The organism is Sphingopyxis solisilvae, from assembly GCF_015475875.1.
GTDB lineage: Bacteria > Pseudomonadota > Alphaproteobacteria > Sphingomonadales > Sphingomonadaceae > Sphingopyxis > Sphingopyxis solisilvae.
In genome coordinates, this window is sequence record NZ_JADKYM010000004.1 from 56,447 (window position 1) to 82,322 (window position 25,876).

A 25,876-nucleotide genomic window follows, 5' to 3' on the forward strand; every position below is an offset into this window, starting at 1 on the left:
TCGACAATGATGAGGAGGGGTCCAATCATGAAGTTTCTCGATGGTTTCGGCGAACAGGCCTATGCGCTGCTGCGCATCGTCGCGGGTCTGTTGTTCCTGGCGCATGGGGTGCAGAAATTCTTCAACTTCCCCGCCGATTTTCCCTATCCGCTCAATCCGATGCTGTACGCTGCGGGCGCAATCGAACTGGTCGCGGGCGGGCTGATCGCCATCGGCCTGCTCACCCGCCCCGCGGCTTTCATTGCCAGCGGCATGTCGGCGGTCGGCTATTGGGTCGCGCACGGGATGCAAAGCCCCTTTCCGATCGCCAATGGCGGCGAGACGATCGCGCTTTATTGCTTCATCTTTCTGTTCATCGCAACGCGCGGGGCGGGGATCTGGAGCGTCGATGGGGCGCGGAAAGCGTAGCGCATTATGGGTTAGTGGCCGTTTTCGACCGGTTGCGGACATCGATCCTCCCTGTCGCGCAGCGATGGGGAGGTGGCAGCGCGAAGCGCTGACGGAGGGGCTTTGGCGCAAACGTCGTCGCCCCTCCACCATCCGCTACGCGGACGGTCCCCCTCCCCATCGCTGCGCGACGGGGAGGATCGTCAAGAGCAGCTTCCTACCCCAAAGCCGACACCGCACCGCCACAAAACGGGGGCGACCGATACGGCCGCCCCCAGTTGCGGGCTTCACATAGTGAAGAGTATCAAAGCTTGCGGGTATTCGCCTCGATCAACTTTTTCGCTTCGGCGATCGCCTTCGCGGTGGTCAGTTTCTTACCCTGCACCTCGTCGGCGATTTCGAGCAGGCGGCCGCTGATCACGGTGCCGGTCTGCGCTTCCTCGTCGATCGCGATGCCGCCCTTTGTCGCCGCGACGCGGTCCCATTCGGCGCGCACCGCGCCCCAATAATCCTTTGTCGCCGCCCAATAATCGTCGGCGGCCTTCACGTCATATTGGTCGTTCTTGGTATAGGTGTTGAGGACATACTCCTGCACGATCGGCACAAGCTTGCCGTCCTTGGTCCCCATTTTGGTATTGTCCTGCCAGTGGACCCAGCCGTCAGGCGAACTCTGGTGGCGGTTGATCGACAGATAGCGGTCATAGACGGGATTGCGGACGGCATCGCGGCGCGCGAGCGGGCGCCAGGTCCAGCTCGAACGCCAGCGGCGGACGCCGCCCTGTGTCTCGAACTGGCCCCAGCCGGCATAGCGCGGGCTGTCGTCGACCTGATAGACGGTCTGCGACCAGCGCCCGGTGCGCATCCGTTCGGGCACATCTTCCCATGCCCAGCTGTTGCGATCCGAATAGGCGAGGATTTTGGCGGGTTCATATTCCCAATCCTGTCGCCAATGCTTGATGATGTGCGACTTACCCTCATGCTCGATGACGAGCAGATGCTGCAGCACGATCTTGCGGCCGGTATCCTCGATCACGCGCACCACTTCATTGCCGCCTGATTTCTTCGGCTCGAGCGGCTGATAGGCCGGATCCCAGCGCGTCGATTCCTGCATGTCGAACCGCACCTTGTAGTTGCCCGCCATGGCAAGAATGTCGGCGCGATCCTGTTCGAAGGTGGCCGCAGCGGCGTCGGCGGCGATCGGCGGGTGCGCCGGTGCGGTAGCGGGAAGCGCCGCGGCACAGAGCAGCAAGGTCGCGGCGATTTTGCGATATTTGGTCATCTTGGCAGTCCTTCAAGCGTGGTCAGAAACGGAAACTGAGCGACACCGACGCGTTGCGGCCCGGCTGGGTGTAGGCGTCGGTGACGGTCGAGGTGGACGCGAGGCCGCGGACGTCGCTCCACCAGGCATATTTCTTGTCGAGGATGTTGAATATCCCGGCGCGCAGCGTCAGGCCGTCGACAATCCGCGCGAATGCCGTTGCGTCGAGAATGGTGAAAGCGTCGGGGCGGAAACAGTCGGGGGTGCATATCCCGGTCGTGCGCGATGCGCTGACGCGGGCGCTGTGCGTCATGATGACCTGCCCGCCGAACCGACCTTGCCGCTCGCGATAGCCGACCCCGGCGACGAGCTTGAGCGGATCGATCGTCGACAGGGGCGAACGCCCGCCCGCGGGATCGATCACATCGCCCTTGGCATAGGATAGGGCGAGCGTCGCATAGAGGCCGGAGGACGCCCGCCCCTCGAACCGCGCTTCGGCGCCTTTGACGCGGACGCGATCGAGATTGACGAATTGATAGAGGATGGGGTTGGCGATCGTCCCGGCGCCGCCAATCTGTTCCTGGCTAATGAAATCCTTGTAGCGCGCCGAAAAACCGGTGACGTCGAGGCTGACCGCATCGCTGGCAAAGCGGATGCCGCCCTCGACGCTTTCGCTGCGTTCGGGGCCAAGATCGGGATTGGGGATCGAGCGATAGGAAAAGAAGGGCGAGGTCAGGTTTTCGAAGAACTGGTTGACCTGTCCGGGCTCGGGCGCCTTGAACCCGGTCGCATAATTGGCGAACAGCCGCACCTGATCGGTGATTTTCCACACCGCACCGAATTTCGGCGACAGCCGCGATCCGTCCTGCTTCGCCCCGGCAAAGGTCGGCAGCAGCGGGTCATTGTCGGGCGACAGATCGTACCAGTCGAAACGCAGCGCCGGATAGAGCAGCAGGCGTCCGTCCGCGACTGAAATCTCGTCGCCGACGAACAGGCCCGCGCGGGTGAAGTCGGTCGTCGGAAAGGCGCGTGTCGGAAACACCTCGCCCGCCGGCGGCACGGTGCCGTCGCGCAGGCCGCGCTGACGCGTCTGGCTGATGTCGCCGCCGAACACGAGGCGGTGGGTGATCGCGCCGGTGGTGAAATCGGCGCGCGCATCGGCGGATGCGCCAATCACCCGGTTTTCGAATGTGTTAAGCCGGGTGCGGTCCGGGAGGGTGGTGCGATCCTCCTCGGTATATTGGCGATCCTCGCCGTCCTGCCAGTACAGCGCGACGCGGGCGAAATCGATCGCCCCCTCCCCTTCCCAGCTCCAGTCGAGCGATACGCGCTTGCGATTACCGCTGTCGAATCCTTCGAGGCGGTCGACAGCAGCGCTGAGGCCCGAGAGACCGTTGGTATAAAGATGCGTGTCGAGATATTCGCCGGTCAGGCGCAGCTTGTGGCCGTTCGCCGGGTCGTAAACGAGGCGGACCAGGGCGGCATCGGAACGGCCATCCTGCGGATTGGGCCGCGTCCGCGCGGCGCCGGTGCCGCCGACGATGCCCCGATTGTCCAATTCCTGATAATCGCGGCGCGTGTAGGCCGCCATCGCCGACCAGTCGCCGCTGCGCCCCGCGAGGATCGCGGTTTCGCTGAACTCCCGATCGGCGCTGCTATACGCGGCGCGGAGCAGACCACCCACGCTTTTGCCTTGCTCCAGAAAGTCGGCCGGGTCGGCGGTGATGAAGCTGACCGCGCCCGCCAGCCCGTCGCTGCCGTAAAGGGCGGACGAGGGACCACGCAGGATCTCGACCGACTTGATCAGGCCGAGATCGACATAATCGCCGCGCCCCGATGCCTGCGCGCCAAAGCTGAAGCCGTCGGGGACGCGGACGCCGTCGACCTGGATCAGCACGCGGTTGCCGCCGATGCCGCGGATGTTGAAGCTGTCGTTGCCGGCGCGACCCGTGGCGCCGAGCGCGGCGCCGAAGCGGGCGGGCTGGCGCTGGACGCTGACCCCGGGCTCGAACCGGATGAGGTCGCGGATGTCGGTGACCAATTCGTCGGCAATCTGTTCGGCCGACTTGACGGTGACGGTGACCGGCACGTCCTCGACCTTCACCGCGGTGCGCGTCGCGGTGACGACGATCTGGTTCTTGCGCGCCAGCCAATATTCGCCGTCATTGTCCTGCGCGAACGCCGGCTGCGCGGTCGCGGCGAGCGCGAGGCTCAATGCGCTGCCGACGGCAAGACGGGACAGGAACGGCGCGCGGTAACTGGTCAATTTTCTTCCCCTTATTGATTGCGAGTGATTCGCAATAGCGGCGCTTTAGGGGCGTCAAACTGCGCCGTCAATATGCTATTGCGAACTAATCGCGACATAAGCATATTGGCGTACAGGTGGCGTTGAAGGGCGTCGTACCCGGCCGGTTGGAACGGTATGAGATGTCGCGCTCAGCTCGCGCTCGGCTGAGGTACGCCACGTCTATTGTTTGAAGAATGGCAGGAAGCGACGGGTTGCGGACATAAAGCCCCTCCCCTTCAGGGGAGGGGTTGGGGTGGGGTCCATCGGCCTAGTGCAAGGCCGATGGACCCCACCCGCTGCGACTAACGAACAAATTCGTAAGTCTCGCTGCCCTCCCCTGAAGGGGAGGGCGTAGTTCTACGCTACCGTCCGATCCCTAACCCAAAGCCGTCATCGTCCGCCCTTAGCTCCCCGGCCCCTCATACGCCTCGACGATGCGCCCGACGATCGGGTGGCGGACGACGTCGGCGCTGGTGAAGCGGCTGACGTTGATGCCCTCCAGCCCTTCGAGCCGCGCGACCGCGTCGGCGAGGCCCGAGGTTGCGGGTACGGGCAGGTCGACCTGCTTGGGGTCGCCGCAGATCACCATGCGGCTGTTCATGCCGAAACGCGTCAGGAACATCTTCATCTGCGGGATCGTCGTATTCTGTGCCTCGTCGAGGATGATGAAGGCATCGGCGAGCGTGCGGCCGCGCATGAAGGCGAGCGGCGCGATCTCGATTTCGCCACTCGCGATGCGGCGTTCGACCTGCTCGGCGGGGAGGCAGTCGTGGAGCGCGTCGTAGAGCGGGCGCAGATAGGGATCGACCTTTTCCTTCATGTCACCCGGCAGGAAACCCAGCTTCTCGCCCGCCTCGACCGCGGGGCGCGACAGGATCAGGCGCTGGACGCTGCCGGTGATGAGCTGTGCCACCGCCTGGGCAACGGCGAGATAGGTCTTGCCGGTGCCCGCGGGGCCGAGTGCGAAGATCACGTCGTCGCGCGCGAGCGCCTGCATATAGGGAACCTGCGATGGCGCGCGCGGGACGATCGTTTTCTTGCGCGTGCGGATCATCACCGTCGGCGTCTCGCTCGCGTCGTGGCGGATGATGCCGTCGAGCGTCGGCTGCGCCGACATCGCGATCACCCCGTCGACCATGCCCGCGTCGACCTCCTGCCCCTTTTCGATGCGGTCATAAAGATCGGTCAGCACGTCGCGGGCGCGCGCCGCCGCTTCGGCCTCGCCCTCGATCTGCACCCGGTTGCCGCGCGCCGAGATATAGACGCCGAGCCGGTTTTCGATCGCGACCAGGTTGCGGTCGAACTCGCCAAACAGGATGCCCAGTAATTGTGTCCGTTCAAATTCGGCCGTCAGTCGAACGCGATCGCCGGGTTCGGCGGGGGTAGCGGCGGTCATCGGGCGTTTCGACACGTGGGCAAGGCTCCTTCAGGGATCAAATCAACTGTACTCCCGCGAAGGCGGGAGTCCATCACCGATGCTCTTGAAATTCGACGGCCCGTGATGGGCCCCTGCCTTCGCAGGGGCGCAGCAGCGCGGGATCATGCAACCGCCATAAGCGGTTCGGCGCCAAGGCTGTTCGGACCGGCCGAGGTGATGCGCACATCGACCATGTCACCGATCGCAAGACCGGGCGCCGTGACATGGACCGATTGCAGCCACGGCGATTTACCGATCAGCTGGCCGTCGCGCTTGCCCGTGCGTTCGAGCAGCAGGCGTGTCGTGCGACCGACGGTGGCTTCGTTGAACGCCTGTTGCTGCTCGTTGAGCAATGCTTGCAGCCGCTGGAGCCGGTCGTTCATCACCGCTTCGTCGATCTGGCCCTCCATCGTCGCCGCGGGGGTGCCGGGTCGGCGCGAATATTTGAAGCTGTACGCCATCGCATATTCGGTCGCGCGGACGATATCGAGCGTCGCTTGAAAATCCTCTTCGCTTTCGCCGGGGAAGCCGACAATGAAGTCGCCCGAAATCGCGATGTCGGGGCGCGCCGCGCGGACGCGTTCGATGACGCGCAAATAGCTTTCGCTGCTGTGGCTGCGGTTCATCGCGGCAAGAATGCGGTCGCTGCCCGCCTGCACCGGCAGGTGGAGGAAGGGCATCAGCTTGTCGACCTCGCCATGCGCGGCGATCAACCCGTCGGTCATATCGTTGGGGTGGCTGGTCGTATAGCGGATGCGCTCCAGCCCGTCCTCGCGGGCGAGTTCGCGGATCAGGCCGTCGAGGCCGATCGTGCGACCCTTGTCGTCTTCGCCGTCCCAGGCGTTGACGTTCTGCCCAAGCAGGGTGATCTCGCGCGCTCCGCCCGCGACCAGCGCGCGCGCCTCCGCGATCAGGTCCACGAAGGGGCGGCTGATCTCGGCACCGCGGGTGTAGGGAACGACGCAATAGGTGCAGAATTTGTCGCAGCCCTCCTGCACGGTCAGGAAGGCGGTCGGGCGCTGGCCCGCGCCGCGTTTTGGCAAGGCGCCAAACTTGCTGGCGGCGGGCATGTCGAGGTCGACGGCTTTCTCGCCGCGCGCGGCGCGCGCGAGCAGGTCGGGCAGACGATGATAGGCTTGCGGGCCGACGACGACGTCGACGGTGGGGGCGCGGCGTGCGATCTCGGCGCCCTCGGCCTGCGCGACGCAGCCCGCGACGGCGATCGTCGGACGGCTACCGTCGGAACGCTTCAGCCGGCCGATGTCCGAATAGACTTTCTCGGCGGCCTTTTCGCGGATGTGGCAGGTGTTGAGCACGACGAGGTCGGCATCGGCGCCGTCGGCGGCGGCAACATAGCCTTCGGCGCCCAGCATCTCGGCCATGCGCTCGCCGTCATAGACGTTCATCTGGCAACCGAAGGATTTGACGTGGAAAGTCTTGGCAGGATTGGGTTGGGAGTCGGATTTCATCGGCGCGCTATAGGCGATGCCGCGGCGCGGCGGAAGCCGCCGCGAGCGCATCGGCGATGGCAGCCCTCGCCGCCTCATTGATGACCTTGCGGTCATGCTCGGCCTGATCGGGTAGCGGTTCGAGATAGTGGATGGTCAGCGGGATTGGCCGCTTGCGCGCGAGCAGCCGCTTGAAATTGTCGAGCCCCGATTCGGGGTCGAGCCAGGCAATATTACTCGCCTCCGGCCCATAGTCGAGGAACACCGGCTGAACCTGAAGATTGGGCGGGGTCGGGATGATCGCCTGGAACAGCGAAGCGCGGAAGGGCAACAAGCCGTCGCCGGGTCCGGTCGTCCCCTCCGGAAACAGCGTCACCGGGCGTCCGCGCGCGAGGGCGTCGCGCAGGCTGTTCGCCTGATTGTGAATGTCGCGCTTCGCGTCGCGCTGGACATAGATGGTGCTGTTCTGGTCGGCGAGCCAGCCGACGACGGGCGTCGTTTTCACTTCCGCCTTTGACACGAACGCCGAGCGCGCGGCGCCGCCGAGCGCGAGAATGTCGAGCCAGCTGACGTGGTTTGACACGAACAGCACGTCGCGGCGCAGCCGGGTGCCAGTGGTGCGGATCCGCAGCCCCGCGATCCATCCGGCGGCGTTCAGGAACGCCATGACCATCGGTGAAGGCCGACCGACGGCGCGGTAGAGCAGGTGCGGGACGATCAAAAACAGCAGCGCCAGCACCATCAGGGTCAGGCGGGCGACAGTCCGCCAGGTGATCGCGGCGCGATCAGTCGCGCTTGCGATCGATGGCGACACCATAAAGCTCCATGCGATGATCGACGAGGCGGAAGCCCAGCCGTTCGGCGATCACCTTTTGCAACGCTTCGAGTTCGGGATCGACAAATTCGATCACCTTGCCCGTTTCGACGTCGATCAGATGATCGTGATGCGCCTCGGGCGCGGCTTCGTAGCGCGAGCGACCGTCGCCGAAATCATGACGATCGAGAATCCCCGCCTCTTCGAACAGGCGCACGGTGCGATAAACGGTGGCGATCGAGATGCCGCTGTCGATCTTCGATGCCCGCTCGTAGAGCGTCTCGACATCGGGATGATCCTCGGATTCCGAGATGACCCGCGCGATGATGCGGCGCTGCTCCGTAATGCGCAGCCCCTTTTCATGACACAGGGCTTCAAGATCGATGGTACCGGACATGCTCGCCTTTCCTGCAAGATGCAGCCGCGTCTTTGCTCTCCATTCTGTATAGGGTCGCCCCGGCGATAGGACAAGGGCGGCGCCCGGCAGCGCCGCCCCTCCCTTGCCGCGAAGTCCCGTCGTTCGCCGCTATTTGCGCTTGCGCCCGCCGCCGCGGCCCTTGGTGCCGAGACCGATTGCCTTCGCCAGCGCCCGGCGCTTTTCAGCATAGTTGGGCGCGACCATCGGATAGTCGGCGGGCAGTCCCCATTTCGTCCGATAGTCGTCGGGCGTCATGCCGTAATGCGTCATGAGATGACGGCGCAGCATTTTCAGCTTTTTTCCGTCTTCCAGACAAATGATGTAGTCGGGCTTGACCGAACTGCGGACCGAGACAGCCGGGACCGGCTTTTCCTCGACCACCGGAGCGTCGCCCAGACCGGAAAGGGCGGCGTGGACATTGTTGATCAGCAAGGAAAGATCGGAAATCGCAACACTATTGTTGCTGACGTGGGCGGCGACGATGTCGGCCGTCAGTGTTACCAGCATTTCGCTGGTGTCGTTTGGGTCGGACATGAGACTATTCCTTATCATTATAGCTGGCTTCACATGGCGAACATCGGAACTCTATTTGCGCCAGTTACAATGTTGCCACTTTGGCAGGAAGTGCGCAACGTCCGATCAATCACCACTTTTCGGCGATGGCCGCTGCCGCATCGTTATCGCATCGCGCATCTGGCCGTCGTTACCGCGGTAATAGGCGGCGCGGCGCCCGACTTCGACAAATCCAGCACGCGAATAAAGATGTGCCGCATCATTATCGGCGCGCATTTCAAGAAAATAATCGTCGGCCCCGTGCGCACTGGCCCAGGCCTGCCAGTCATCGAGCAGTAACCGACCGATCCCGCGACCGCGCCACGCCGGGTCGACCGCCAGCAGCAACAATTCGGACTCCGGTCCAGCGATGCGCGCGGCGGAAAAGCCGCACGGTTCTTCGCCGTGCCAGGCGAGACAGACGCGCGCCGACGGCAAGGCAAACAGCGTCAACAATTGAGCGCCGCTCCACGCCTCGCCGAAAAGCGGATCGAACGCCGCATCCATCACGCGCATCACCGCCGCCAGATCGCCGACGCGGGCGGTCGCAAGATGCACCGCTTCGGTCATGCCGTCGCCATCGGCTTGGCGTCGGGCGCGCGGCCATAGATCGGCGTCGGGCCGTCGCGCAGAGCGGCAGCGGGCAGGCTCGGAAACGCACGCGCATCGGGGAGCGCCGCAATCGCGGTTCCGGCGCCACGCAGCGCGACAAAGGCATCGGCGCGATTGCCGACGACGAGTGCGGTCGACAGAGTCACCGCCTCCCCCGGCAACAACGAACGGACGTCGGCCACCGGCGAGAGATCGCCGGCGAAAGGCTGGACAAACCATTGCCCGTGACCGCCCTCCATGACGACCAGCGCCCCATCGGCGGCGGCAATGGCATCGGCGGCGGACGCGGCAACGAGCGCCAGCGTCGAAAATCCCCGCACGGGTATGCTCCACCCCAAACTAAGGCCGCGCGCGGCCGCGATCGCGATACGCACCCCGGCGAAGCTGCCCGGACCGCAGCCGACCGCCAGCGCATCGGCACGGCCGCCCCCGCTCAGCTCCGCAATTAGCGGGATCAGCCGCTCGGCATGCCCGCGGCCGATCACTTCGTGCCGGTGATCGATCACCCTCCCTGCCTCGATCAGCGCGACCGAACAGGCTTCGCTCGCCGAATCGATCACCAGCTGGCGCATGGGATCGGACCGGAACGTTCAAGCGACGCGGTTGAAGCGCGCGAAATCCGGACGCGGACTGCGCTCGAAAATGCTCGCTGGATCGCCATAACCCAAGGTCGAAATGAAATTGCTCTTCACCTTGGGCTGGTCGGCAAAGAAGGCCGCATCGACTGCATCGTTGCTGAACCCCGACATCGGTCCGGTATCAAGCCCGAGCGCGCGCGCGGCAAGGATGAAATAGGCGCCCTGCAAGCTCGAGTTGCGAAACGCCGTCGCCTTCGCAAGCTCGTCATTCCCGGCAAACCAGCTGCGCGCGTCTGCGTGCGGAAACAGTTCGGGCAGATTTTCATAAAATTCAAGGTCCATGCCAATGATCACCGTAGCCGGTGCCGCCAGGATCTTTTTGGCGTTGTCGGGCAAGGCCAGCGCGGCAAGCCGCTGTTTGGCGTCATCGGACGTACACCAGACGAGGCGCGCCGGCAGGCAATTGGCGCTCGTCGGCCCGAATTTCATCAGGTCCCAGATCGCGTGCAACTGCGCCTCCGAGACCGGCTTGTCGAGATAGCCGTTATAGGTGCGCGCGGTGCGAAAAAGCTGGTCGAGGGCGCTGTCGGATAGCGGCTCGCTCATGGCAGGTCTCCTGATGATGTGGTCGTGGGGCGGACGGTCAGACGGCGTGAACCGCGGTGACTTCCGGCACATAATGTTTGAGCAGCGATTCAATCCCGTTCTTCAGCGTCGCCGTCGACGACGGACATCCGGCGCAGGCGCCCTGCATCTTCAGATACACATTGCCCTTGTCGAACCCGCGATACACGATGTCGCCGCCGTCGTTCGCGACCGCCGGCCGCACGCGCGTTTCGATCAATTCCTTAATTTGTTCGATGATGTCGGCATCGGCCGGATCGTCGGCAAACCCCGTTTCGGCCTCGGGCGGTACCGAAAAATTGGCGCTGGCGGCGTTGAACAGCGGCGCCTCGGCCAGGAAATGATCCATCAATATCCCGAGCACGTCGGGTTTGAGATCGCTCCAGCCGACCCCCGGCGCCGCGGTGACCGACACGAAATCGCGGCCGAAGAACACGCCGGTCACATCGCCCAGCGAAAAGAGCGCCGCGGCGAGCGGCGACGCTTCGGCTTCTTCGGGCGTCGCGAAATCGCGGGTGCCCGACTCCATGACCGCGCGGCCAGGCAGGAATTTGAGCGTCGCCGGATTGGGCGTCGATTCGGTTTCGATCAGCATGGGCTGCATGTGGGACCGCGCGGGGCTTTGTGCAAGGCCGCAGGGATGCGCTAAAGCCCGCCGATGCGCCGCTTTACCCATTTTGCCGCCATCGACTGGTCGGGCGCCCGTGGCGAGCGGCAGCGCGGGATCGCGGTGGCGCACGCTTCGGGATCGGCGCGCCCTGCCCTGCTGCGCCCTGGCCATATCTGGTCGCGCGCCGAAGTGTTGGCATGGCTCGCCGATATCGCGGCGTCGGAAACCGACATGCTGATCGGCTTCGATTTCTCGGCCGCCTTCGCTTTTGCCGACTGCGGCGCCTATTTTCCCGCCTGGGATGCAAGCCCCGCCGCCCTCCCGGCGCTCTGGGCGCTAGTCGAGCGACTTTCGGCCAGCGATCCGCATTATGAAATCGGCAGTTTCCTCGCGCACCCGGCGGCGCGGCGCCATTTCCGCCACGCGCGCGGCGACGTCGGCGACCTTTTTGTGCCGGGCACCGGACGCCTGCGCGTCGTCGAGCGGCACCAGCGCGACACGCGGCAGGCGGCGAGCGTCAGCAATTTCAACCTGGTCGGCGCGGCGCAAGTCGGCAAGGCCAGCCTCGCCGGGATGCGGTTGCTGCACCGCCTGCGCGGCCGCTTGCCGCTATGGCCGCTCGATCCCGTGCCCGCGACGGGGCCGTTGCTCGTCGAAATCTACACCGGCGTCGCCGCGCGGGCGGCGGGACTGCCCGCCGGGCGCAGCAAGATCCGCGACGGCGGCACGCTCGACATCGCGCTGGCGCGCCTCGGCTCGCGCCCGTTCGGCGCGACCGGCGCGATCAGCGACCATGCGAGCGACGCCCTGCTCACCGCCGCTTGGCTGCGCGCGGTCGCCTCCGACGTCGCGCCCTGGTCGCCAGCGCCGCTAACCCCGGCGCTGGCGCGAACCGAAGGCTGGACCTTTGGCATAATTTGACGCAAGGGGCGTTCCGCGCCGGCTTAGCTCAGTTGGTAGAGCAACCGCCTTGTAAGCGGTAGGTCGTCAGTTCGAGTCTGACAGCCGGCACCAGCACCGCCCGCCCCCTACGCTCATTCGGCGGCAACCGGCAGAACGTCGGGGTCGTATTGATCGACATAGTCGCCCGACGGCGGGATCGGTTTGATGACGTCGATCAGGACGCCGTTGGGGTCCGCGGTGATGAAATGCCGCTGCCCGAAATCCTCGTCGCGCAGCGCGAGGAGGATCGGCAAGCCCGCGTCGACCAGGCGCCGATATTCCTGGTCGACATCGTCCACCTCGAAGTTCAGCAGCAGCCCCGACACGCTGCCGCGCCCGATGGCGGGAATCGTCGCATGCTGGCCGTCGAGGATCGCCAGATTGACCGACGGATCCGATTCCGCCTGCAAGTGGACATACCAGTCCGCCTCAAACACCGCGCGAAAGGCAAAATGTCGCGTGTAAAAGGCCGCGGTTTCGGCGACGGCGGCGGTCATGATGACCGGGTAAAAGCTGGTACATTTCATCGGAAGGCTCCTGTGAAATTCGATAATGTCGAATGGCCATAATTTCGCCCGGGGGATGGGGCCGCGCAATTACCCTGAAGGTTATCCGCGACCGACAGGTCGCTCCGGCGCACGAAGGGTTCGTGCGACGACGGCCAAGCCCCGACAGCGTCTCGCCCCGATTCAACCCGGAGTGCCGCACGCAAAAAATCAACAGCCAAGTTAAATTATGGCATTTGTCATAAAGTTGGTCGATAATTCGCTTACTAAGGATGGGTGGGGCAAGCGGCGGGGACGATGGGCCAGCGGATCGACGGCGATTGGGACGATATTTTCATGCAGGCGGCGCTGCAGCCCGACCTGTGGCTGGCGGCGCTCGATACGCTGGCGACACGCACTGGGTCGACGCACGGACAATTGATCGGGGTCGGCGGCGTGCGCGAAATTCCGTTCAATATCGTCACCAATTTCGACGCGGACATGATCGATTTTTTCGCGGCGAGCGGCTGGACGTCGGAAAGTCACAATTTTCGGGTTGCGGCGTCGAACCGGCATGTCGAGCGCGGCTTTTACGATCCGGTCCTGCACGAAGCCGATTATGACCGGGTGATACCCGACCTGGCGTCGCGCGACTATGTCGACTGGTGCGAGGAAATCGGCATCCCTTTCGGGTGCCAGACCAATTTGGTGATCGACAATTTCGGCGTCGTGGGGCTCGCCACGCTGCGCAGCCGCCGCGACGGGCGGACGACGCCGGCACAGCGGCGGACCTTTGCCCTCGGTGCCAAGGCGGCGCGGCGCGCCGTGCGGTTGCAGGAAAAGCTGGAGGGCGAGCAGGCCAAGCTGCTGGCGGGCGCTTTCGACGCGATCCAGGTCAGCGCCTTCATCATCGACATACGCGGGCGGGTGCTGGCGCACAGCGCGGGCGCGGACGCGATCGTCGATGTCGGCGACATACGCCTGTCGGGACGGGTGCTCGACGGCGCGGGCGCCCCCTTTTCGATGCGCCAGGCCGTTCAGGCGCTGGTCGCCGAGGACGGGCTCGATCACATCCGCACCAAGCTCGCTACGCCCGCGGGGCGCCCGCCGCTGATGATCGAAGGGTTCCGCCTGCCCGACCGAAGCTGGTCGCTGGGCAAATTGCCCCATGCCATCCTGATTGCCAACGGGCCGCGCCGCGACCGCGCCGGCGTCGCCGCCTATCTGGCCGCCATTTATCGGCTGAGCCCTGCGGAGGCCGACATTGCGGTGCGGCTGTTCGAAGGCAGGAAGCGATCGGATATTGCCGAAGCGCGCGGGGTGACTGCGGAAACGCTGCGCGGACAGATCAAGCAAATCTATCTGAAATGCGGCATCGACGGCGAAGCGGGGTTGATGCGGCTGCTGGCCCCGATCCTCAGTTGACCATCCCCCTACAGGGGGATGCTTGCCTCGCCGACGCGAAATAAGGGTCCGTTTGCAAGGACTAAGGGGAGCGGCCCCGTCGATGCGCGGAATCGGACGCCGACAGGCGCGATCCGCCATCGACGGGATGGGCTCGAGGGAATTCCTGCCGGTCAATGCGACCCAGATCGGCAGGGCGAGGGTCCTCGCCAGTAACATGTGTGTGCGACCTGGAAGAGCTCCGTCGACCTTCGGCGGAGCTCTTTTCGCGTCAGCCGAGCCCGGGCGTCAGGGGCAGGATCACGCCGTCGTATGGCCGACAGTCAGCTCGCGACGCGCCTGGCGGTATACTTCGACGCTGCCCCATATCGCCAGCGTCGCCATGATCGTCGCGACGAGCAGATCGGGCCAACTTTGCCCGGTTCCGAACACCCCGAGCGCCGCGCCGAGCACCGCGAGATTGCCGATCGCATCGTTGCGCGAGCATATCCAGACAGAGCGCATATTCGCGTCACCGGTGCGATAGCGATAAAGCATCAGTGCGACCGCCACATTGGCTGCGAGCGCAAGCGCCCCGATCAGCCCCATTGTTTCGGCGTGCGGCGCGGTCCCGGCCAGAAAACCCCAAAGCGCCGATCCCAGCACCCACAGGCCGAAGGCGAGCATCGTCACCGCCTTGAACATCGCCGCGCGGGCGCGCCAGGCGAGCGCCATCCCCGCGACGCCAAGGCTGATCGCATAATTGGCGGCATCACCCAGAAAATCGAGCGCATCGGCCTGAAGCGCGCGCGAGTCCGCGGCCACCCCCGCCACAATCTCGACCGCGAACATCGCGGCGTTGATCAACAAGGCGATCCAGAGAATTCGGCGCCAGCGCGGATCATTCAGCGCGCTGGCGCCGCTACCGCTTGCGCAACAATGGTTCGACACAATCAGGGCTCCTTGGTTTCCCGAGTCGATGCCCTATATGCACCCTGTAGCAACTACGGGGTCAAGCGATGAAAATTGGCGAACTTTCGCGTGCAACGGGGGCGAACATCGAAACCATCCGTTATTACGAGCGCATCGGCCTGTTGCCGCAGCCCGCGCGCACGCGGGCCAATTATCGCGACTATGGCGACCCGCACCGCGCGCGGCTGACCTTTGTGCGCCATTCGCGCGAACTGGGCTTCACCATCGAAGAAATTCGCTCGCTGCTCGACCTGTCCGACGATCCGGGGCGCGATTGCGGCGAGGCCGACCGCATTGCGAGCCGCCACCTGGCACAGGTCGAGGAAAAGATCGCGCAGCTCACGCTGCTCCGCAACGAGCTGACGCGCATCGTCGGGCGCTGTCGCGGCGGGGCCGCCGCCGATTGCCGCGTGATCGAGGCGCTGGGCGATCATGGCCGATGTGCGGGGGCGCACTGACGATCTCGCTCGTCGTCATTGCAAGCGCAGCGATATCGAAAATAGGAAAAGGTGGGACGATTCTGTTGCCCGGCTCGTCCCCAGCCGCTGGTATCCGATTCTGTTGCCCGGTTCGGTCCGAACCGCGTTCTATTTGTCTAACCTTAGGCCGTGAGGCTTATCGGTTAGGCAGCCAGAGCGAGTGCTTCGTTATCGTTAGCACCTATTGGTTTTGAGCCTTGAACGGGTTACTCAGCCCGGAAGAAAATATCGTCTTTGAACACACGTCGATCCTGGTTCGGCCCCGTCAGAAGCCCGCGCCGCGGTTGCAAGCACGGGTTTGTGGTGGAGCCGCCGGGTACTGCCCCCGGGTCCGCTGTGTCTATTCCACGACACCATTTATCCTCATAGTCGGCCGAAACCGACCCCCCTTATATAGGATGAAGGTCCGCGGAATAAAAGGGTGGCCCGACGCACGCCTCGAAAAAGCGACTATTTCCGGCGGAGTTCGTCGCGAATTTCGGAGAGAAGTTCGACTTCGGTTGGGCCGGCGGGCGCGTCCGGTTCCTTGCGGACCATCCGGTTCACCGTGCGAACGAGCAGGAAAATGATGAAGGCGAGGATCAGGAAATTGATCGTTGCGGTAATGAAGGCACCATAGCCGAACATCGCGACGCCCGCCTCTTTCAGCGCGGCATAATCCGTCGCCGCGACGCCCTCGGGCACCGGGCCGAGGCGGATAAACATGTTGGAGAAATCGACCCCGCCGAAAATCGCACCGACGACCGGCATGATGACGTCTTCGGTCAGCGACTTGGTGATGGTCGCGAATGCGCCGCCGATGATGACGCCGACCGCCAGGTCGATGACGTTGCCGCGCGCGATAAATTCCTTGAACTCTGACAGCATGTTGCCGCTCCCCGGCTGGTTGATCTTGCCCGGTCACGGTGCCGCGACGATTGCACAAAGGCAAGCAGCTTCCTATTATGTGTATTGTTGCGGCAAAACGCCGCCGGAGGGAGTTTTTGACCATGACCACTCGTACTGCCCGCTGGCTGATCCTGCCGGTTGCCGCGATGAGCCTGTCCGCCTGCGGCATCAACAGCGTTCCCACAAAGGAAGAGGCCGCGAAGGCAAAATGGGCCAATGTCGAGGCCGCGTATCAGCGCCGCGCCGACCTGATCCCCAACCTCGTCGAAACCGCCAAGGGCGCATCGCAGATCGAGCGATCGACACTGGAGGGCGTCATTCAGGCGCGCGCGTCGGCGACACAGGTCAAGCTGTCCACCGACGACCTTGACGATCCCGCCAAGGTTCAGGCGTTCCAGCAGGCGCAGGGCCAGGTGACCGGCGCGCTCAGCCGTCTGCTCGCCACGGTCGAAGCATATCCCACCCTCGCCAGCCAGCAGCGCTTTGCCGACCTGATGACCCAGCTCGAGGGGACCGAAAACCGGATCAATGTAACGGTTCAGGATTATAATGGCGCGGTGCAGGACTATAACACGACGATCCGCACCTTCCCCGACATCATCGGCGCAAAAATCGTCCATGGCGCCAAGCCGATGACGCCGTATCGTGCGGTGACGCCGAACGCCAATCAGGCGCCGAAGGTCGATTTCGGACAATAAGGTGAACGCACCCACCCTGTTGAAAACCCTGGCAACGGCGGTCCTTTCCGGACTGCTGTTGCTGTCGATGCCCGTTACCGCGCAAACTTTTCCCAAGCTGGCGGGCAACCCCGTCGTCGACCAGGCCGACATCATCCCCGCGGCCGAAGAAGCGGCGCTCAATGCGCAGTTGCTCGAGCTCGAAAAGACCACCGGGCACCAGCTGGTCGTCGCGACCGTCAGCGATCTCGAGGGTCGCGACGTCGCCGACTATGGCTATCGACTGGGCCGCGAATGGCAGATCGGCGACGCGGAACGGGACGACGGCGTCGTCTTTCTGATCGCGCCGAACGAGCGCCGGATGAGCATTTCGGTCGGTTACGGGCTGGAACCGGTGCTGACCGACGCGCTGTCGGGACGGATCATCCGCGACACGGTGACCCCGCTGTTCAAGGCGGGCGACATGCCGGGAGGCATCAAGGCAGGGGTCGATGCGATCGCCGAGCAGATCCAGCTGCCGCCCGAAGAGGCGCAGGCGCGCGCCGCGGCCGCAGCGGCGAAAGACCGCGCACGCGCCAAGGACGGCAATTTCGGCGGCCTGTTCTTTCTCGGCTTTATCATCCTGATATTTTTCATCATCCCCTGGCTGACCAGCCGCGCCAATCGCGGCAAGAAACGGCGCAAGAAACGCGGCGCCTGGGACGCCCCGATCATCATCTGGGGCGGCGGCGACTGGGGCGGCGGTGGCGGCGGATCGTCATGGGGCGGTGGATCGTCGTGGGGCGGTGGCGGCGGCTTCGGCGGCTTTTCGGGTGGCGGCGGTTCGTTCGGGGGCGGCGGCGCCTCTGGCGGCTGGTAGGGAGCAGCGACGATGCCCGGCAAAATCAACCATGTCAGCGAAGCCGACCATGCGATCGTGACCGCGGCAGTCGCCGCCGCCGAGGCGCAGACGAGTGGCGAGATCGTCACGGTGATCGCGGCGCAATCGGATGATTATGACGATGTCGCGCTGCTGTGGGCGAGCGCGGCCGCCTTTGTCGCGATGTCGGCGGTCGCCCTGTTCCCCGATTTCTTTCGCGGCATTTACGACATGCTGACCGGCGGCTGGGGGCATGAACTGACGGCGAACCAGTGGCTCGGCACGGTGATCGCATTCGGTGCCGCCAAATGGATCGGGGTGTGGCTGATCCTGCTGTGGCGCCCGCTGCGCCTGTGGCTGACCCCGCGCGCGATTCTGGCCCAGCGCGTGCGCGCCCGCGCGGTCAAGCTGTTCCGCGTCGGCGCGGAGTCGAAAACGATCGGCCGGACCGGGGTGCTGCTGTTCGTCAGTCTGGCCGAACACCGCGCCGACATCGTCGCCGACGAGACGATCGCGGCCAAGGTTTCACCCGAGGTCTGGGGCGACGCGATGGCGGCGTTGATCGAGCATGTGCGCCGTGGCCGCCCCGGCGAAGGCATGGCCGCCGCCGTGACGCAGATGGGCGTCGTGCTGGCCGAGCATTTCCCGAAGGGTGATGACAATCCCAACGAACTGCCCGACCGGCTGATCGAGATTTAGGGTCAGGACCCATTAATTCCGCGATCGAGGTTTGCAGCGATTTTGCTCAGGGCGAGGAGAAAGGGCGCAGGAATATGATTATATTTCCAGACTTTTCGACGCTGTCATGGGCAAAATCGGTCAAATCCCGAAGGGACGTCGAAATGGCTTCGATCTCGAACCTTCGCGGCCTTGCGGGTAGCGATGCTACCCGCTGCATCCGCCAAGGCCCGATATCTTCGCCATTTCGACGCCTCGAACGTGGAATTAATGAGTCCTGACCCTAAGCGCGCCATGACCCGCCCCGCACCCGACGACCCCGTCGAAACGCGGTGGGAAGGCCGCTTCATCACGGTCAGGCAACAAGGGACGTGGGAATATGTCTCGCGCTCGCGGGGCATCCATGCCGCGGTGATCCTGGCGATCGACGATGCGGCGGACGGACGCCATGTCCTGTTGGTCGAGCAATATCGGGTGCCGATGGGCAAGAACTGCCTCGAATTGCCGGCGGGCTTGGTGGGTGACGAAAGCGCGGGCGAAGCGGTGGAAATGGCCGCCGCGCGGGAACTGGCAGAAGAAACCGGCTATCGCGCCGCGCGCTGGCGGACGGTCGGGGAATTTTACAGCTCGCCGGGGATGGTCAGCGAGAGCTTTACGTTGCTGGTCGCGACGGGGCTGGCGAAGGTCGGCGACGGCGGCGGGGTCGCGGGCGAGGATATTGTCGTCCACTGCGTGCCGCTCGCGGAAGTTGCCGAATTCGTTGCCGCGAAGCGCGCCGAAGGGTGCGGAATCGACGTGCGGGTGGCGATGCTGCTGAGCGGTGGGCTGCTCGCGGCGCTCTAACGCGCGCCGAAGCGCCAGCGCAGCAGCGGGCGGGCGAGCAACAGGCCGGCGAGAAAGCCGCCGACATGCGCCCAGATCGCGATCGCGCCGAAGCCGCCGCCACCCGCGAAGCCGATCAGCAGCTGGAGCCCGATCCATGCCGCGGCGAGCCACAGCGCGCGCACCCAATGCGCCGGGATCGGCCCGATCGCCGGTGTCTGGCTGCGGCTGAAAATCAGCGCGAACACCGCGATCAAAGCCGAGATCGCGCCGCTGGCGCCGATCATCGGCACCGCCGAGGCGGGATCGGACAGAAATTGCGCCAGCGCCCCGGCATAGGCACCGGCAACGAGCAGCACCGCCATCGCCCTCGCCCCCAGCGGCGCTTCGAGCTGGCGCCCGACAAACAGCAGGATGATGACGTTGAAGACGAGATGCAGCACGCCGCCGTGGAGGAATGCCGACGACAGCGGGGTGAGCGCAAAGGGAACCATCGCCCCCGGCGGCAGGATCAGCTCATGCCCGAGGCGCGCGGGAACAAAGCCCGCGCGCACGATCGCGTCGATCTGGAACCCGGTGATCGCCAGCAGGATGTGCAGGACGACGCAGGCCAGCGCATAGCCCGTGACCAGCGGCGCGTCCTGCGGCTTCATCGCCGGCAACCCATCAGATGAATTCGATCTTGGTCACCAGATAATATTTGTCGCCCGCGGGCACGGTGACCTCGATCTCGTCGTCGATGCGGCGGCCGATCAGCGCGCGGCCGAGCGGCGAGTTATAGCTGATCTTGCCGTCCTTGGCGTCGGCCTCGGCCTGGCCGACGATCTGGTAGCGCACCGGCTTGTCGTCCTCGTCGGCAAGCGTCACGGTCGCGCCGAACACGATGCGGTCGCCCGACAATGTCGTCGGGTCGATGACCTGCGCGCGCGAAAGCTTGTCTTCCAGATCGCCGATCGTCGCTTCGACCTGGCCCTGGCGTTCCTTGGCGGCGTGATATTCGGCATTTTCCGAAAGGTCGCCGTGCGCGCGCGCTTCCTCGATCGCATCGACGATCAGCGGTCGCTCGGCCTTGAGCGCCGCGAGTTGCGCGGTCAGCTTCTCATAGCCTTCCTGCAGCATCGGTACCTTTTCAACGCTTGCCATTATCCTGTTGTCCTTCGTCAATAATCCACCGCCAGCGAAACTTCGCCGGGGCGGCTGAGCCGCTTATCCGTAATGTCGGGGAGGTGGAGCGGTCCTTCAATAATAGTCTTGAAGCGGCTTTACTTCAAGAGAGTGCGCGCGCAGCGCCCCGATCGCATGGGTCGCGGCGTCGCTGCCCGCCGCCGTCGTGTAATAAGCGACGTCGCCGGCGAGCGCCGAGGCCCGGATCGACTGCGAATCCTGGAGCGATTGCCAGCCCTCGGTGGTGTTGAAGATCAGCTGGACGTCGCCGTCCTTGATCCGGTCGACGATATGCGGACGGCCTTCGGCAACCTTGTTGACGCGCTCGACCTCGATCCCCGCGCTGGCCAGATAATCGGCGGTGCCGCCGGTCGCGATCACCCGCCAGCCCCAGTCGGTCAGGCGGCGAACGGGGTCGATGATGCGCGGCTTGTCGCTGTCCTTGACCGACACGAACACGCGGCCGGTTGTCGGCAAACGATCGCCCGCGCCAAGCTGCGCTTTTGCGAAGGCGAGGTTGAAATTGCTATCGATTCCCATGACTTCGCCGGTGGACTTCATCTCGGGCGACAGCACCGGATCGGTGCCGGGGAAGCGCGCGAAGGGGAACACCGCTTCCTTGACCGCGACATGCTGGATGTCGCGGTTGATCTTGGGCAGGTCGGCCAGCTTCTCGCCCGCCATCACCCGCGCGGCGATCTTGGCGATCGGCGAGCCGACGGCCTTGGCCACGAACGGCACGGTGCGGCTCGCGCGCGGATTGACCTCGATCAGATAGACCTCGTCGCCCTTGACCGCGAACTGGATGTTCATGAGCCCGCGGACTTCGAGCGCGCGCGCGAGCAATTCGGTCTGGCGCTCGATCTCGGCGATGATTGCGGGCGACAGGCTGTAGGGCGGGATCGAACAGGCGCTGTCGCCCGAATGGACGCCGGCTTCCTCGATATGCTGGAGCACCCCCGCGACGACCACGTCGGTCCCGTCGCACAAGGCATCGACATCGACCTCGATCGCGTCGCGCAAATAGCGGTCGATCAGCACCGGCGAATCGCCCGACACCTGCACCGCGGTCTCGATGTAATTTTCCAGCTGCGCCTGATCGTCGACAATCTCCATCGCGCGTCCGCCGAGCACGTAGGAGGGACGCGTCAGCACCGGATAGCCGATGCGCGTCGCGACCGCGATCGCCTCTTCGCGGCTGCGCGCGATGCCGTTTTCGGGCTGTTTGAGGCCGAGCTTGTTGACCAGCGCCGCAAAGCGTTCGCGGTCCTCGGCCAGGTCGATCGCGTCGGGCGAGGTGCCGAGGATCGGGATGCCGGCCTCGGCGAGCGCCTGCGCCAGCTTCAACGGGGTCTGGCCACCGAACTGGACGATCACGCCGACCAGCGTGCCCTTCGACTGTTCGACGGCCAGGATTTCCAGCACATCTTCGGCGGTCAGCGGCTCGAAGTAGAGGCGGTCGGACGTATCATAATCGGTGCTCACCGTTTCCGGGTTGCAGTTGATCATGATCGTTTCATAGCCAGCCTCTTCGAGCGCGAAGCAGGCGTGGCAACAGCAATAATCGAACTCAATCCCCTGCCCGATCCGGTTCGGACCACCGCCGAGAATGACGATCTTTTTGCGCTCGCTCGGGTTCGCCTCGCACTCGGGCTCGCCAAAGGTCGGGGCTTCGTAGGTCGAGTAGAGATAGGGGGTCTTGGCCTGAAATTCGGCGGCGCAGGTGTCGATCGTCTTGAACACCGGGCGGACGCCGAGCTTGTGGCGAAGCTGGCGGACCTCCATTTCGGTGACGCCGCCGGTCATTGCTTTCACTGCTTCGTGGATCAGCCCGCTGCCGCGCGCTGTCGCAGTGCGCGCGCCTGCCGGCAGGTTGGCCGATTGCAGCGCCAGATAGGCGAGCCTTTTGTCCGAAAAGCCCATCGCCTTCAGACGGCGCAGTCCCGCCGCGTCGCGCGGCAGGCCGTCGCGGCAGATTTCCTCCTCTGCGGCGACGATCTCGGCGATGCGTTCGAGGAACCACATGTCGTACCCGGCGATGCGGTTGATTTCGGCAAGGCCCAGCCCCTCGCGGATCGCCTGCGCGGCGATCAGCAGCCGGTCGGGCGTGCGCTGCGCCAGTTCGCTGCGCAGCTGATCGTGGGTCGCGCCCTTCAGCCGATCGACGAAGTTGAAGCCCGACAGACCGGTTTCCAGCCCGCGCAGCGCCTTCTGCATGCTCTCATGGATGTTGCGGCCGATCGCCATCACCTCGCCGACCGATTTCATCGCGGTCGACAGCACCGCCTCGGCGCCTTTGAATTTCTCGAAGGCGAAGCGCGGGATTTTGGTGACGACATAATCGATCGTCGGTTCGAACGACGCCGGGGTGACCCCGGTGATGTCGTTCATGATCTCGTCGAGCGTGTAACCGACTGCCAGCTTCGCCGCGACCTTGGCGATCGGGAAGCCGGTCGCTTTCGACGCGAGCGCCGACGAGCGCGACACGCGCGGGTTCATCTCGATCACGATCAGGCGACCGTCCTTGGGGTTGACCGCGAACTGGACGTTCGACCCGCCCGTTTCGACCCCGATCTCGCGCAGCACCGCGATGCTGGCGTTGCGCATGATCTGATATTCCTTGTCGGTCAGCGTCAGCGCGGGGGCGACGGTGATGCTGTCGCCGGTATGCACGCCCATCGGATCGACATTTTCGATCGAGCAGATGATGATGCAATTGTCCTTGCGGTCGCGCACCACCTCCATCTCATATTCTTTCCAGCCGAGGAGCGATTCCTCGATCAGGACTTCGGTGGTCGGCGAGGCGATCAGGCCGCCGCGGACGATCTGCTCGAACTCCTCGCGGTTATACGCGATGCCGCCGCCGGTACCGCCCAAGGTGAAGGACGGGCGGATGATCGAGGGCAGCCCGGTGCGTTCGAGCACCGCAAACGCCTCGTCGAGCGTGTGCGCGACGCCGCTACGCGCGCTTTCCAGCCCGATCTTGTCCATCGCGTCGCGGAACTTCTGCCGGTCCTCGGCCTTGTCGATCGCCTCGGCATCGGCGCCGATCATTTCGACGCCATATTTGGTCAGCGTGCCGTCGTTGAACAAGGCGAGCGCGGTGTTGAGCGCGGTCTGCCCGCCCATCGTCGGCAGCACGGCATCGGGGCGTTCCTTCGCGATGATCTTCGCGACGATCTCGGGGGTGATCGGCTCGACATAGGTCGCGTCGGCGAGATCGGGATCGGTCATGATCGTCGCCGGGTTGGAGTTGACGAGGACGATGCGATAGCCCTCCTCCTTCAGCGCCTTGATCGCCTGCGTCCCCGAATAGTCGAACTCGCACGCCTGACCGATAACGATCGGGCCGGCGCCGATGACGAGGATGGATTGGATGTCGGTTCTTTTGGGCATTATTTTTGTTCTTCTGCTGCGTATGCTTCGTTGCCGACGAAGCCGAGTTTGATGTGGTCTGCGAATTCGGGCTTCTTCAGCTCTCGAAACACGCACTCAATCGTTTCGTATTTTGCATCGGATGCCGGCATCACGGCGACCAAGTTATCACTATTAAGTTTCAAGGTACCCGGCTTTACACCGCACTGCGTCTCCACACGCACCAGCCCAGCTTTCAGCCTATCCGCTTGGGAATCTGCTGGACTCGTGGCGCATCCCGTCAACAGCAGAACGGACATGATTGTCGGAACGGCGCGGGCAATCACTTCAGCCCACCCACAAACCGCTCAAACAGATAGAAGCTATCCTGCGGCCCCGGGCTCGCCTCGGGATGATACTGCACCGAAAACGCATTCTTCCCCGTGATCGCGATGCCACAGTTCGATCCGTCGAACAGGCTCTTGTGCGTCTCGACCACGCCGCCGGGCAGGGTCGAGGCATCGACCGCGAAGCCGTGGTTCATGCTGGTGATCTCGACCACGCCGTCCGCGAAATCACCCCCGACGCGCTGCACCGGGTGGTTCGCGCCGCGGTGACCCTGATGCATCTTCACGGTCTTCGCGCCCGCGGCGAGCGCGAGGAGCTGGTGGCCGAGGCAGATGCCAAAGATCGGGACATTGCGTTCGAGCAGCCCCTTGATCACCGGCACCGCATATTCGCCCGTCGCCGCCGGATCGCCGGGGCCGTTCGACAGGAACACCCCCGCGGGGCGCAGCGCGACGATGTCTTCGAGGCTGGTCTTTGCGGGCACCACGGTGACGCGCGCGCCGGCCTGGACCAGGTTGCGGAAGATATTGTCCTTCGCGCCATAATCGACCGCGACGACGTGGGGCGCGGCGTCGGCGGCGCGCTTGTGCTCCGACACGTCATAACCCGAACCCAGATGCCAAACCCCCGCATCCCACGCGCCCTGCCGCTCGCGCGTCACGGTCTTGGCGAGGTCCATGCCCTCCAGCCCCGGCCAGCCCTGCGCCAGCATCAACAGCTTATCGAGGTCGAACTTGCCCTCGGGGTTGTGCGCGACAACGCCGGTCGGCGCACCGCCGTCGCGGATGCGGCGGGTCAGCGCGCGCGTGTCGATGCCGGCGAGGCCGATCAGCCCCTGCGCCGCCATCCATTCGGGCAAGGTCTGGACGCTGCGGAAATTGCTGGGCGCGGTCGGCAGCTCGCGGGTGACGCACCCGATCGCGGCGCGCTTGTCACGCTCCATATCGTCGGGGTTCGCGCCGACATTGCCGATGTGCGGAAAGGTGAAGGTGATGATCTGGCCCGCATAGCTGGGGTCGGTCAGGATTTCCTGATAGCCGGTCATCGCGGTGTTGAAACAAATCTCGCCCACACCCGCACCGCCCGCGCCATAACCGATCCCCCACAGGATCGTGCCGTCGGCAAGGACGAGGACGCCCGTCGCCCCATCGGGCTGGGTTTTGGGCGCGGCAGAGGGGTTGGCAAGTGCCATTCAACATGCTCCGGACGGGGGGCTAAACGGCCGATCAAGTAGGCAGCAAAAAAGTGATTCACAAGCTATCGAATTTGGAATCTTGGCGCTAGAGAGGGCCTTTCCGAAATTTGCAGCGCATGGGGACACGTATGATTCGTGACGACATCAAGGCTGCGCAGGTCGCCGCGATGAAAGCCGGCGACAAGGCGCGGCTCGGCACCATCCGGCTGATGCTGGCCAAGATCAAGGACAAGGACATCGAACTGCGCACCGGCACCGCGCCGGCCGACGACGATGTGCTGGTCACCGATGTGCTGCAGAAAATGGTCAAGCAGCGCCGCGAATCGATCGCGATGTACGAGCAGGGCGGGCGGCAGGAGCTGGCCGACATCGAGGCGGCCGAAGTTGTGGTGATCGAGGATTTCCTGCCGGCGCAGCTGAGCGACGACGAGGCGCAGGCGGCGATCCGGGCGATTGCGGCGGAGCTGGGCGCTTCAAGTTTGAAGGACATGGGGCGCGTGATGGCGGCGGTGAAGGAACGTCACGGGTCCGAACTGGACATGAGCAAGGCGAGCGGGTGGGTGAAGGCGGCTTTGAGCTAGAGCCGCGAACAAACGCTCCGCTCTCCGTTTGTCCCGAGCGAAGT

The 25,876-nt window shown here is 64.6% G+C and carries 28 protein-coding genes, 1 tRNA gene and 1 other RNA gene; 10 read left to right on the forward strand and 20 right to left on the reverse strand.

The window, feature by feature from the left end:
* Positions 1-27 precede the first annotated feature (27 nt).
* Complete coding sequence (locus tag IR187_RS04290; protein WP_194953478.1) at positions 28-408, forward strand: DoxX family protein; 381 nt, start codon at positions 28-30, stop codon at positions 406-408.
* A gap of 283 nt (positions 409-691) precedes the next feature.
* On the opposite strand, the gene IR187_RS04295 is transcribed toward IR187_RS04290, so the two are convergent.
* The 11 genes from IR187_RS04295 to IR187_RS04345 form a co-directional block, all read right to left on the reverse strand.
* Positions 692-1,666, reverse strand: coding sequence for a DUF6607 family protein (locus IR187_RS04295; protein WP_194953479.1), 975 nt, complete (start codon positions 1,664-1,666; stop codon positions 692-694).
* Positions 1,667-1,688: 22 nt separating this feature from the next.
* Entirely contained in the window at positions 1,689-3,911 is a 2,223-nt protein-coding gene (locus IR187_RS04300) for a TonB-dependent hemoglobin/transferrin/lactoferrin family receptor (RefSeq protein WP_228765536.1), read from the reverse strand.
* A gap of 424 nt (positions 3,912-4,335) precedes the next feature.
* Complete coding sequence (locus tag IR187_RS04305; RefSeq protein WP_228765537.1) at positions 4,336-5,328, reverse strand: PhoH family protein; 993 nt, start codon at positions 5,326-5,328, stop codon at positions 4,336-4,338.
* Positions 5,329-5,471: 143 nt separating this feature from the next.
* Complete coding sequence (miaB, locus tag IR187_RS04310; RefSeq protein WP_194953481.1) at positions 5,472-6,818, reverse strand: tRNA (N6-isopentenyl adenosine(37)-C2)-methylthiotransferase MiaB; 1,347 nt, start codon at positions 6,816-6,818, stop codon at positions 5,472-5,474.
* Positions 6,819-6,825: 7 nt separating this feature from the next.
* A complete protein-coding gene (locus tag IR187_RS04315) occupies positions 6,826-7,611 on the reverse strand; it encodes a lysophospholipid acyltransferase family protein (protein WP_194953482.1) in 786 nt (261 codons plus the stop codon).
* A complete protein-coding gene (locus IR187_RS04320) occupies positions 7,583-8,008 on the reverse strand; it encodes a Fur family transcriptional regulator (RefSeq protein ID WP_194953483.1) in 426 nt (141 codons plus the stop codon). The genes IR187_RS04315 and IR187_RS04320 overlap by 29 nt, the downstream gene beginning before the upstream one ends.
* Positions 8,009-8,137: 129 nt before the next feature.
* Entirely contained in the window at positions 8,138-8,563 is a 426-nt protein-coding gene (locus tag IR187_RS04325) for a MucR family transcriptional regulator (protein ID WP_194953484.1), read from the reverse strand.
* Positions 8,564-8,668: 105 nt separating this feature from the next.
* Positions 8,669-9,151: a GNAT family N-acetyltransferase gene (locus IR187_RS04330; protein WP_228765538.1), complete on the reverse strand. Its 483-nt coding sequence runs from the start codon at positions 9,149-9,151 to the stop codon at positions 8,669-8,671.
* Positions 9,148-9,765, reverse strand: coding sequence for a tRNA (adenosine(37)-N6)-threonylcarbamoyltransferase complex dimerization subunit type 1 TsaB (tsaB, locus tag IR187_RS04335; RefSeq protein WP_194953485.1), 618 nt, complete (start codon positions 9,763-9,765; stop codon positions 9,148-9,150). The genes IR187_RS04330 and tsaB overlap by 4 nt, the downstream gene beginning before the upstream one ends.
* A gap of 18 nt (positions 9,766-9,783) precedes the next feature.
* Entirely contained in the window at positions 9,784-10,377 is a 594-nt protein-coding gene (locus tag IR187_RS04340) for a malonic semialdehyde reductase (RefSeq protein WP_194953486.1), read from the reverse strand.
* A 37-nt stretch (positions 10,378-10,414) separates the two neighbouring features.
* The gene (locus IR187_RS04345) at positions 10,415-10,990 is read right to left on the reverse strand and encodes a NifU family protein (protein WP_194953487.1); all 576 of its coding nucleotides are present in this window, start codon (positions 10,988-10,990) and stop codon (positions 10,415-10,417) included.
* Between the two features lie 63 nt (positions 10,991-11,053).
* Between IR187_RS04345 and IR187_RS04350 the strand changes: the two genes are divergently transcribed.
* Both IR187_RS04350 and IR187_RS04355 read left to right on the forward strand, forming a co-directional pair.
* Positions 11,054-11,926: a hypothetical protein gene (locus IR187_RS04350; RefSeq protein WP_194953488.1), complete on the forward strand. Its 873-nt coding sequence runs from the start codon at positions 11,054-11,056 to the stop codon at positions 11,924-11,926.
* A gap of 17 nt (positions 11,927-11,943) precedes the next feature.
* A tRNA-Thr gene (locus IR187_RS04355) sits at positions 11,944-12,019 on the forward strand.
* A gap of 20 nt (positions 12,020-12,039) precedes the next feature.
* On the opposite strand, the gene IR187_RS04360 is transcribed toward IR187_RS04355, so the two are convergent.
* Positions 12,040-12,474, reverse strand: a complete 435-nt coding sequence (locus tag IR187_RS04360) for a VOC family protein (protein ID WP_194953489.1) — start codon at positions 12,472-12,474, stop codon at positions 12,040-12,042.
* A gap of 255 nt (positions 12,475-12,729) precedes the next feature.
* On the opposite strand from IR187_RS04360, the gene IR187_RS04365 reads away from it, so the two are divergent.
* Complete coding sequence (locus IR187_RS04365) at positions 12,730-13,857, forward strand: helix-turn-helix transcriptional regulator (protein WP_194953490.1); 1,128 nt, start codon at positions 12,730-12,732, stop codon at positions 13,855-13,857.
* A 279-nt stretch (positions 13,858-14,136) separates the two neighbouring features.
* Here the strand turns inward: IR187_RS04365 and IR187_RS04370 are convergent, their stop codons facing one another.
* Complete coding sequence (locus IR187_RS04370) at positions 14,137-14,766, reverse strand: cation transporter (RefSeq protein WP_194953491.1); 630 nt, start codon at positions 14,764-14,766, stop codon at positions 14,137-14,139.
* Between the two features lie 68 nt (positions 14,767-14,834).
* Between IR187_RS04370 and IR187_RS04375 the strand changes: the two genes are divergently transcribed.
* Positions 14,835-15,245, forward strand: coding sequence for a MerR family transcriptional regulator (locus IR187_RS04375; protein ID WP_194953492.1), 411 nt, complete (start codon positions 14,835-14,837; stop codon positions 15,243-15,245).
* Between the two features lie 89 nt (positions 15,246-15,334).
* On the opposite strand, the gene ssrA is transcribed toward IR187_RS04375, so the two are convergent.
* Positions 15,335-15,689: a transfer-messenger RNA gene (gene ssrA / locus IR187_RS04380) on the reverse strand.
* A 27-nt stretch (positions 15,690-15,716) separates the two neighbouring features.
* Complete coding sequence (gene mscL, locus IR187_RS04385; RefSeq protein ID WP_194953493.1) at positions 15,717-16,133, reverse strand: large conductance mechanosensitive channel protein MscL; 417 nt, start codon at positions 16,131-16,133, stop codon at positions 15,717-15,719.
* Positions 16,134-16,255: 122 nt separating this feature from the next.
* Here mscL and IR187_RS04390 point away from each other — a divergent pair, with 122 nt between their 5' ends.
* The 4 genes from IR187_RS04390 (at position 16,256) to IR187_RS04405 (ending at position 19,211) form a co-directional block, all read left to right on the forward strand.
* On the forward strand, positions 16,256-16,852 hold the full coding sequence (locus IR187_RS04390; RefSeq protein ID WP_194953494.1) for a LemA family protein: 597 nt from the start codon (positions 16,256-16,258) through the stop codon (positions 16,850-16,852).
* A 1-nt stretch (position 16,853) separates the two neighbouring features.
* Positions 16,854-17,690, forward strand: coding sequence for a TPM domain-containing protein (locus IR187_RS04395; protein WP_324187639.1), 837 nt, complete (start codon positions 16,854-16,856; stop codon positions 17,688-17,690).
* A gap of 12 nt (positions 17,691-17,702) precedes the next feature.
* The gene (locus IR187_RS04400) at positions 17,703-18,389 is read left to right on the forward strand and encodes a TPM domain-containing protein (RefSeq protein ID WP_194953495.1); all 687 of its coding nucleotides are present in this window, start codon (positions 17,703-17,705) and stop codon (positions 18,387-18,389) included.
* 273 nt (positions 18,390-18,662) lie between these two features.
* Positions 18,663-19,211, forward strand: coding sequence for an NUDIX hydrolase (locus IR187_RS04405; RefSeq protein WP_194953496.1), 549 nt, complete (start codon positions 18,663-18,665; stop codon positions 19,209-19,211).
* Here the strand turns inward: IR187_RS04405 and IR187_RS04410 are convergent.
* From IR187_RS04410 to carA, 5 genes are all read right to left on the reverse strand, one after another.
* The gene (locus tag IR187_RS04410) at positions 19,208-19,843 is read right to left on the reverse strand and encodes a rhomboid family intramembrane serine protease (RefSeq protein WP_194953497.1); all 636 of its coding nucleotides are present in this window, start codon (positions 19,841-19,843) and stop codon (positions 19,208-19,210) included. The genes IR187_RS04405 and IR187_RS04410 overlap by 4 nt on opposite strands.
* A gap of 13 nt (positions 19,844-19,856) precedes the next feature.
* The gene (gene greA, locus IR187_RS04415) at positions 19,857-20,333 is read right to left on the reverse strand and encodes a transcription elongation factor GreA (RefSeq protein ID WP_194953498.1); all 477 of its coding nucleotides are present in this window, start codon (positions 20,331-20,333) and stop codon (positions 19,857-19,859) included.
* Between the two features lie 96 nt (positions 20,334-20,429).
* Complete coding sequence (gene carB / locus IR187_RS04420) at positions 20,430-23,750, reverse strand: carbamoyl-phosphate synthase large subunit (protein WP_194953499.1); 3,321 nt, start codon at positions 23,748-23,750, stop codon at positions 20,430-20,432.
* Positions 23,750-24,028: a hypothetical protein gene (locus tag IR187_RS04425; protein ID WP_194953500.1), complete on the reverse strand. Its 279-nt coding sequence runs from the start codon at positions 24,026-24,028 to the stop codon at positions 23,750-23,752. Before IR187_RS04425 ends, carB begins: the two co-directional genes overlap by 1 nt.
* 23 nt (positions 24,029-24,051) lie before the next feature.
* Positions 24,052-25,248, reverse strand: a complete 1,197-nt coding sequence (gene carA, locus IR187_RS04430) for a glutamine-hydrolyzing carbamoyl-phosphate synthase small subunit (RefSeq protein WP_194953501.1) — start codon at positions 25,246-25,248, stop codon at positions 24,052-24,054.
* A gap of 131 nt (positions 25,249-25,379) precedes the next feature.
* Between carA and IR187_RS04435 the strand changes: the two genes are divergently transcribed.
* Positions 25,380-25,832 (forward strand): GatB/YqeY domain-containing protein, encoded by a 453-nt coding sequence (locus IR187_RS04435; RefSeq protein ID WP_194953502.1) that lies wholly within the window; start codon positions 25,380-25,382, stop codon positions 25,830-25,832.
* Positions 25,833-25,876 lie beyond the last annotated feature (44 nt).

Coding starts and splice junctions, on each gene's coding strand:
- greA (WP_194953498.1), bottom strand. CDS start 20,333: ATGGCAAGCGTTGAAAAGGTACCGATGCTGCAGGAAGGCTATGAGAAG.
- carA (WP_194953501.1), bottom strand. CDS start 25,248: ATGGCACTTGCCAACCCCTCTGCCGCGCCCAAAACCCAGCCCGATGGG.
- IR187_RS04375 (WP_194953492.1), top strand. CDS start 14,835: ATGAAAATTGGCGAACTTTCGCGTGCAACGGGGGCGAACATCGAAACC.
- IR187_RS04435 (WP_194953502.1), top strand. CDS start 25,380: ATGATTCGTGACGACATCAAGGCTGCGCAGGTCGCCGCGATGAAAGCC.
- IR187_RS04295 (WP_194953479.1), bottom strand. CDS start 1,666: ATGACCAAATATCGCAAAATCGCCGCGACCTTGCTGCTCTGTGCCGCG.
- IR187_RS04320 (WP_194953483.1), bottom strand. CDS start 8,008: ATGTCCGGTACCATCGATCTTGAAGCCCTGTGTCATGAAAAGGGGCTG.
- IR187_RS04330 (WP_228765538.1), bottom strand. CDS start 9,151: ATGACCGAAGCGGTGCATCTTGCGACCGCCCGCGTCGGCGATCTGGCG.
- mscL (WP_194953493.1), bottom strand. CDS start 16,133: ATGCTGTCAGAGTTCAAGGAATTTATCGCGCGCGGCAACGTCATCGAC.
- IR187_RS04325 (WP_194953484.1), bottom strand. CDS start 8,563: ATGTCCGACCCAAACGACACCAGCGAAATGCTGGTAACACTGACGGCC.
- IR187_RS04345 (WP_194953487.1), bottom strand. CDS start 10,990: ATGCTGATCGAAACCGAATCGACGCCCAATCCGGCGACGCTCAAATTC.
- IR187_RS04360 (WP_194953489.1), bottom strand. CDS start 12,474: ATGAAATGTACCAGCTTTTACCCGGTCATCATGACCGCCGCCGTCGCC.
- IR187_RS04400 (WP_194953495.1), top strand. CDS start 17,703: ATGCCCGGCAAAATCAACCATGTCAGCGAAGCCGACCATGCGATCGTG.
- IR187_RS04390 (WP_194953494.1), top strand. CDS start 16,256: ATGACCACTCGTACTGCCCGCTGGCTGATCCTGCCGGTTGCCGCGATG.
- miaB (WP_194953481.1), bottom strand. CDS start 6,818: ATGAAATCCGACTCCCAACCCAATCCTGCCAAGACTTTCCACGTCAAA.
- IR187_RS04425 (WP_194953500.1), bottom strand. CDS start 24,028: ATGTCCGTTCTGCTGTTGACGGGATGCGCCACGAGTCCAGCAGATTCC.
- IR187_RS04405 (WP_194953496.1), top strand. CDS start 18,663: ATGACCCGCCCCGCACCCGACGACCCCGTCGAAACGCGGTGGGAAGGC.
- IR187_RS04290 (WP_194953478.1), top strand. CDS start 28: ATGAAGTTTCTCGATGGTTTCGGCGAACAGGCCTATGCGCTGCTGCGC.
- IR187_RS04340 (WP_194953486.1), bottom strand. CDS start 10,377: ATGAGCGAGCCGCTATCCGACAGCGCCCTCGACCAGCTTTTTCGCACC.
- IR187_RS04305 (WP_228765537.1), bottom strand. CDS start 5,328: ATGACCGCCGCTACCCCCGCCGAACCCGGCGATCGCGTTCGACTGACG.
- IR187_RS04410 (WP_194953497.1), bottom strand. CDS start 19,843: ATGAAGCCGCAGGACGCGCCGCTGGTCACGGGCTATGCGCTGGCCTGC.
- carB (WP_194953499.1), bottom strand. CDS start 23,750: ATGCCCAAAAGAACCGACATCCAATCCATCCTCGTCATCGGCGCCGGC.
- tsaB (WP_194953485.1), bottom strand. CDS start 9,765: ATGCGCCAGCTGGTGATCGATTCGGCGAGCGAAGCCTGTTCGGTCGCG.
- IR187_RS04350 (WP_194953488.1), top strand. CDS start 11,054: ATGCGCCGCTTTACCCATTTTGCCGCCATCGACTGGTCGGGCGCCCGT.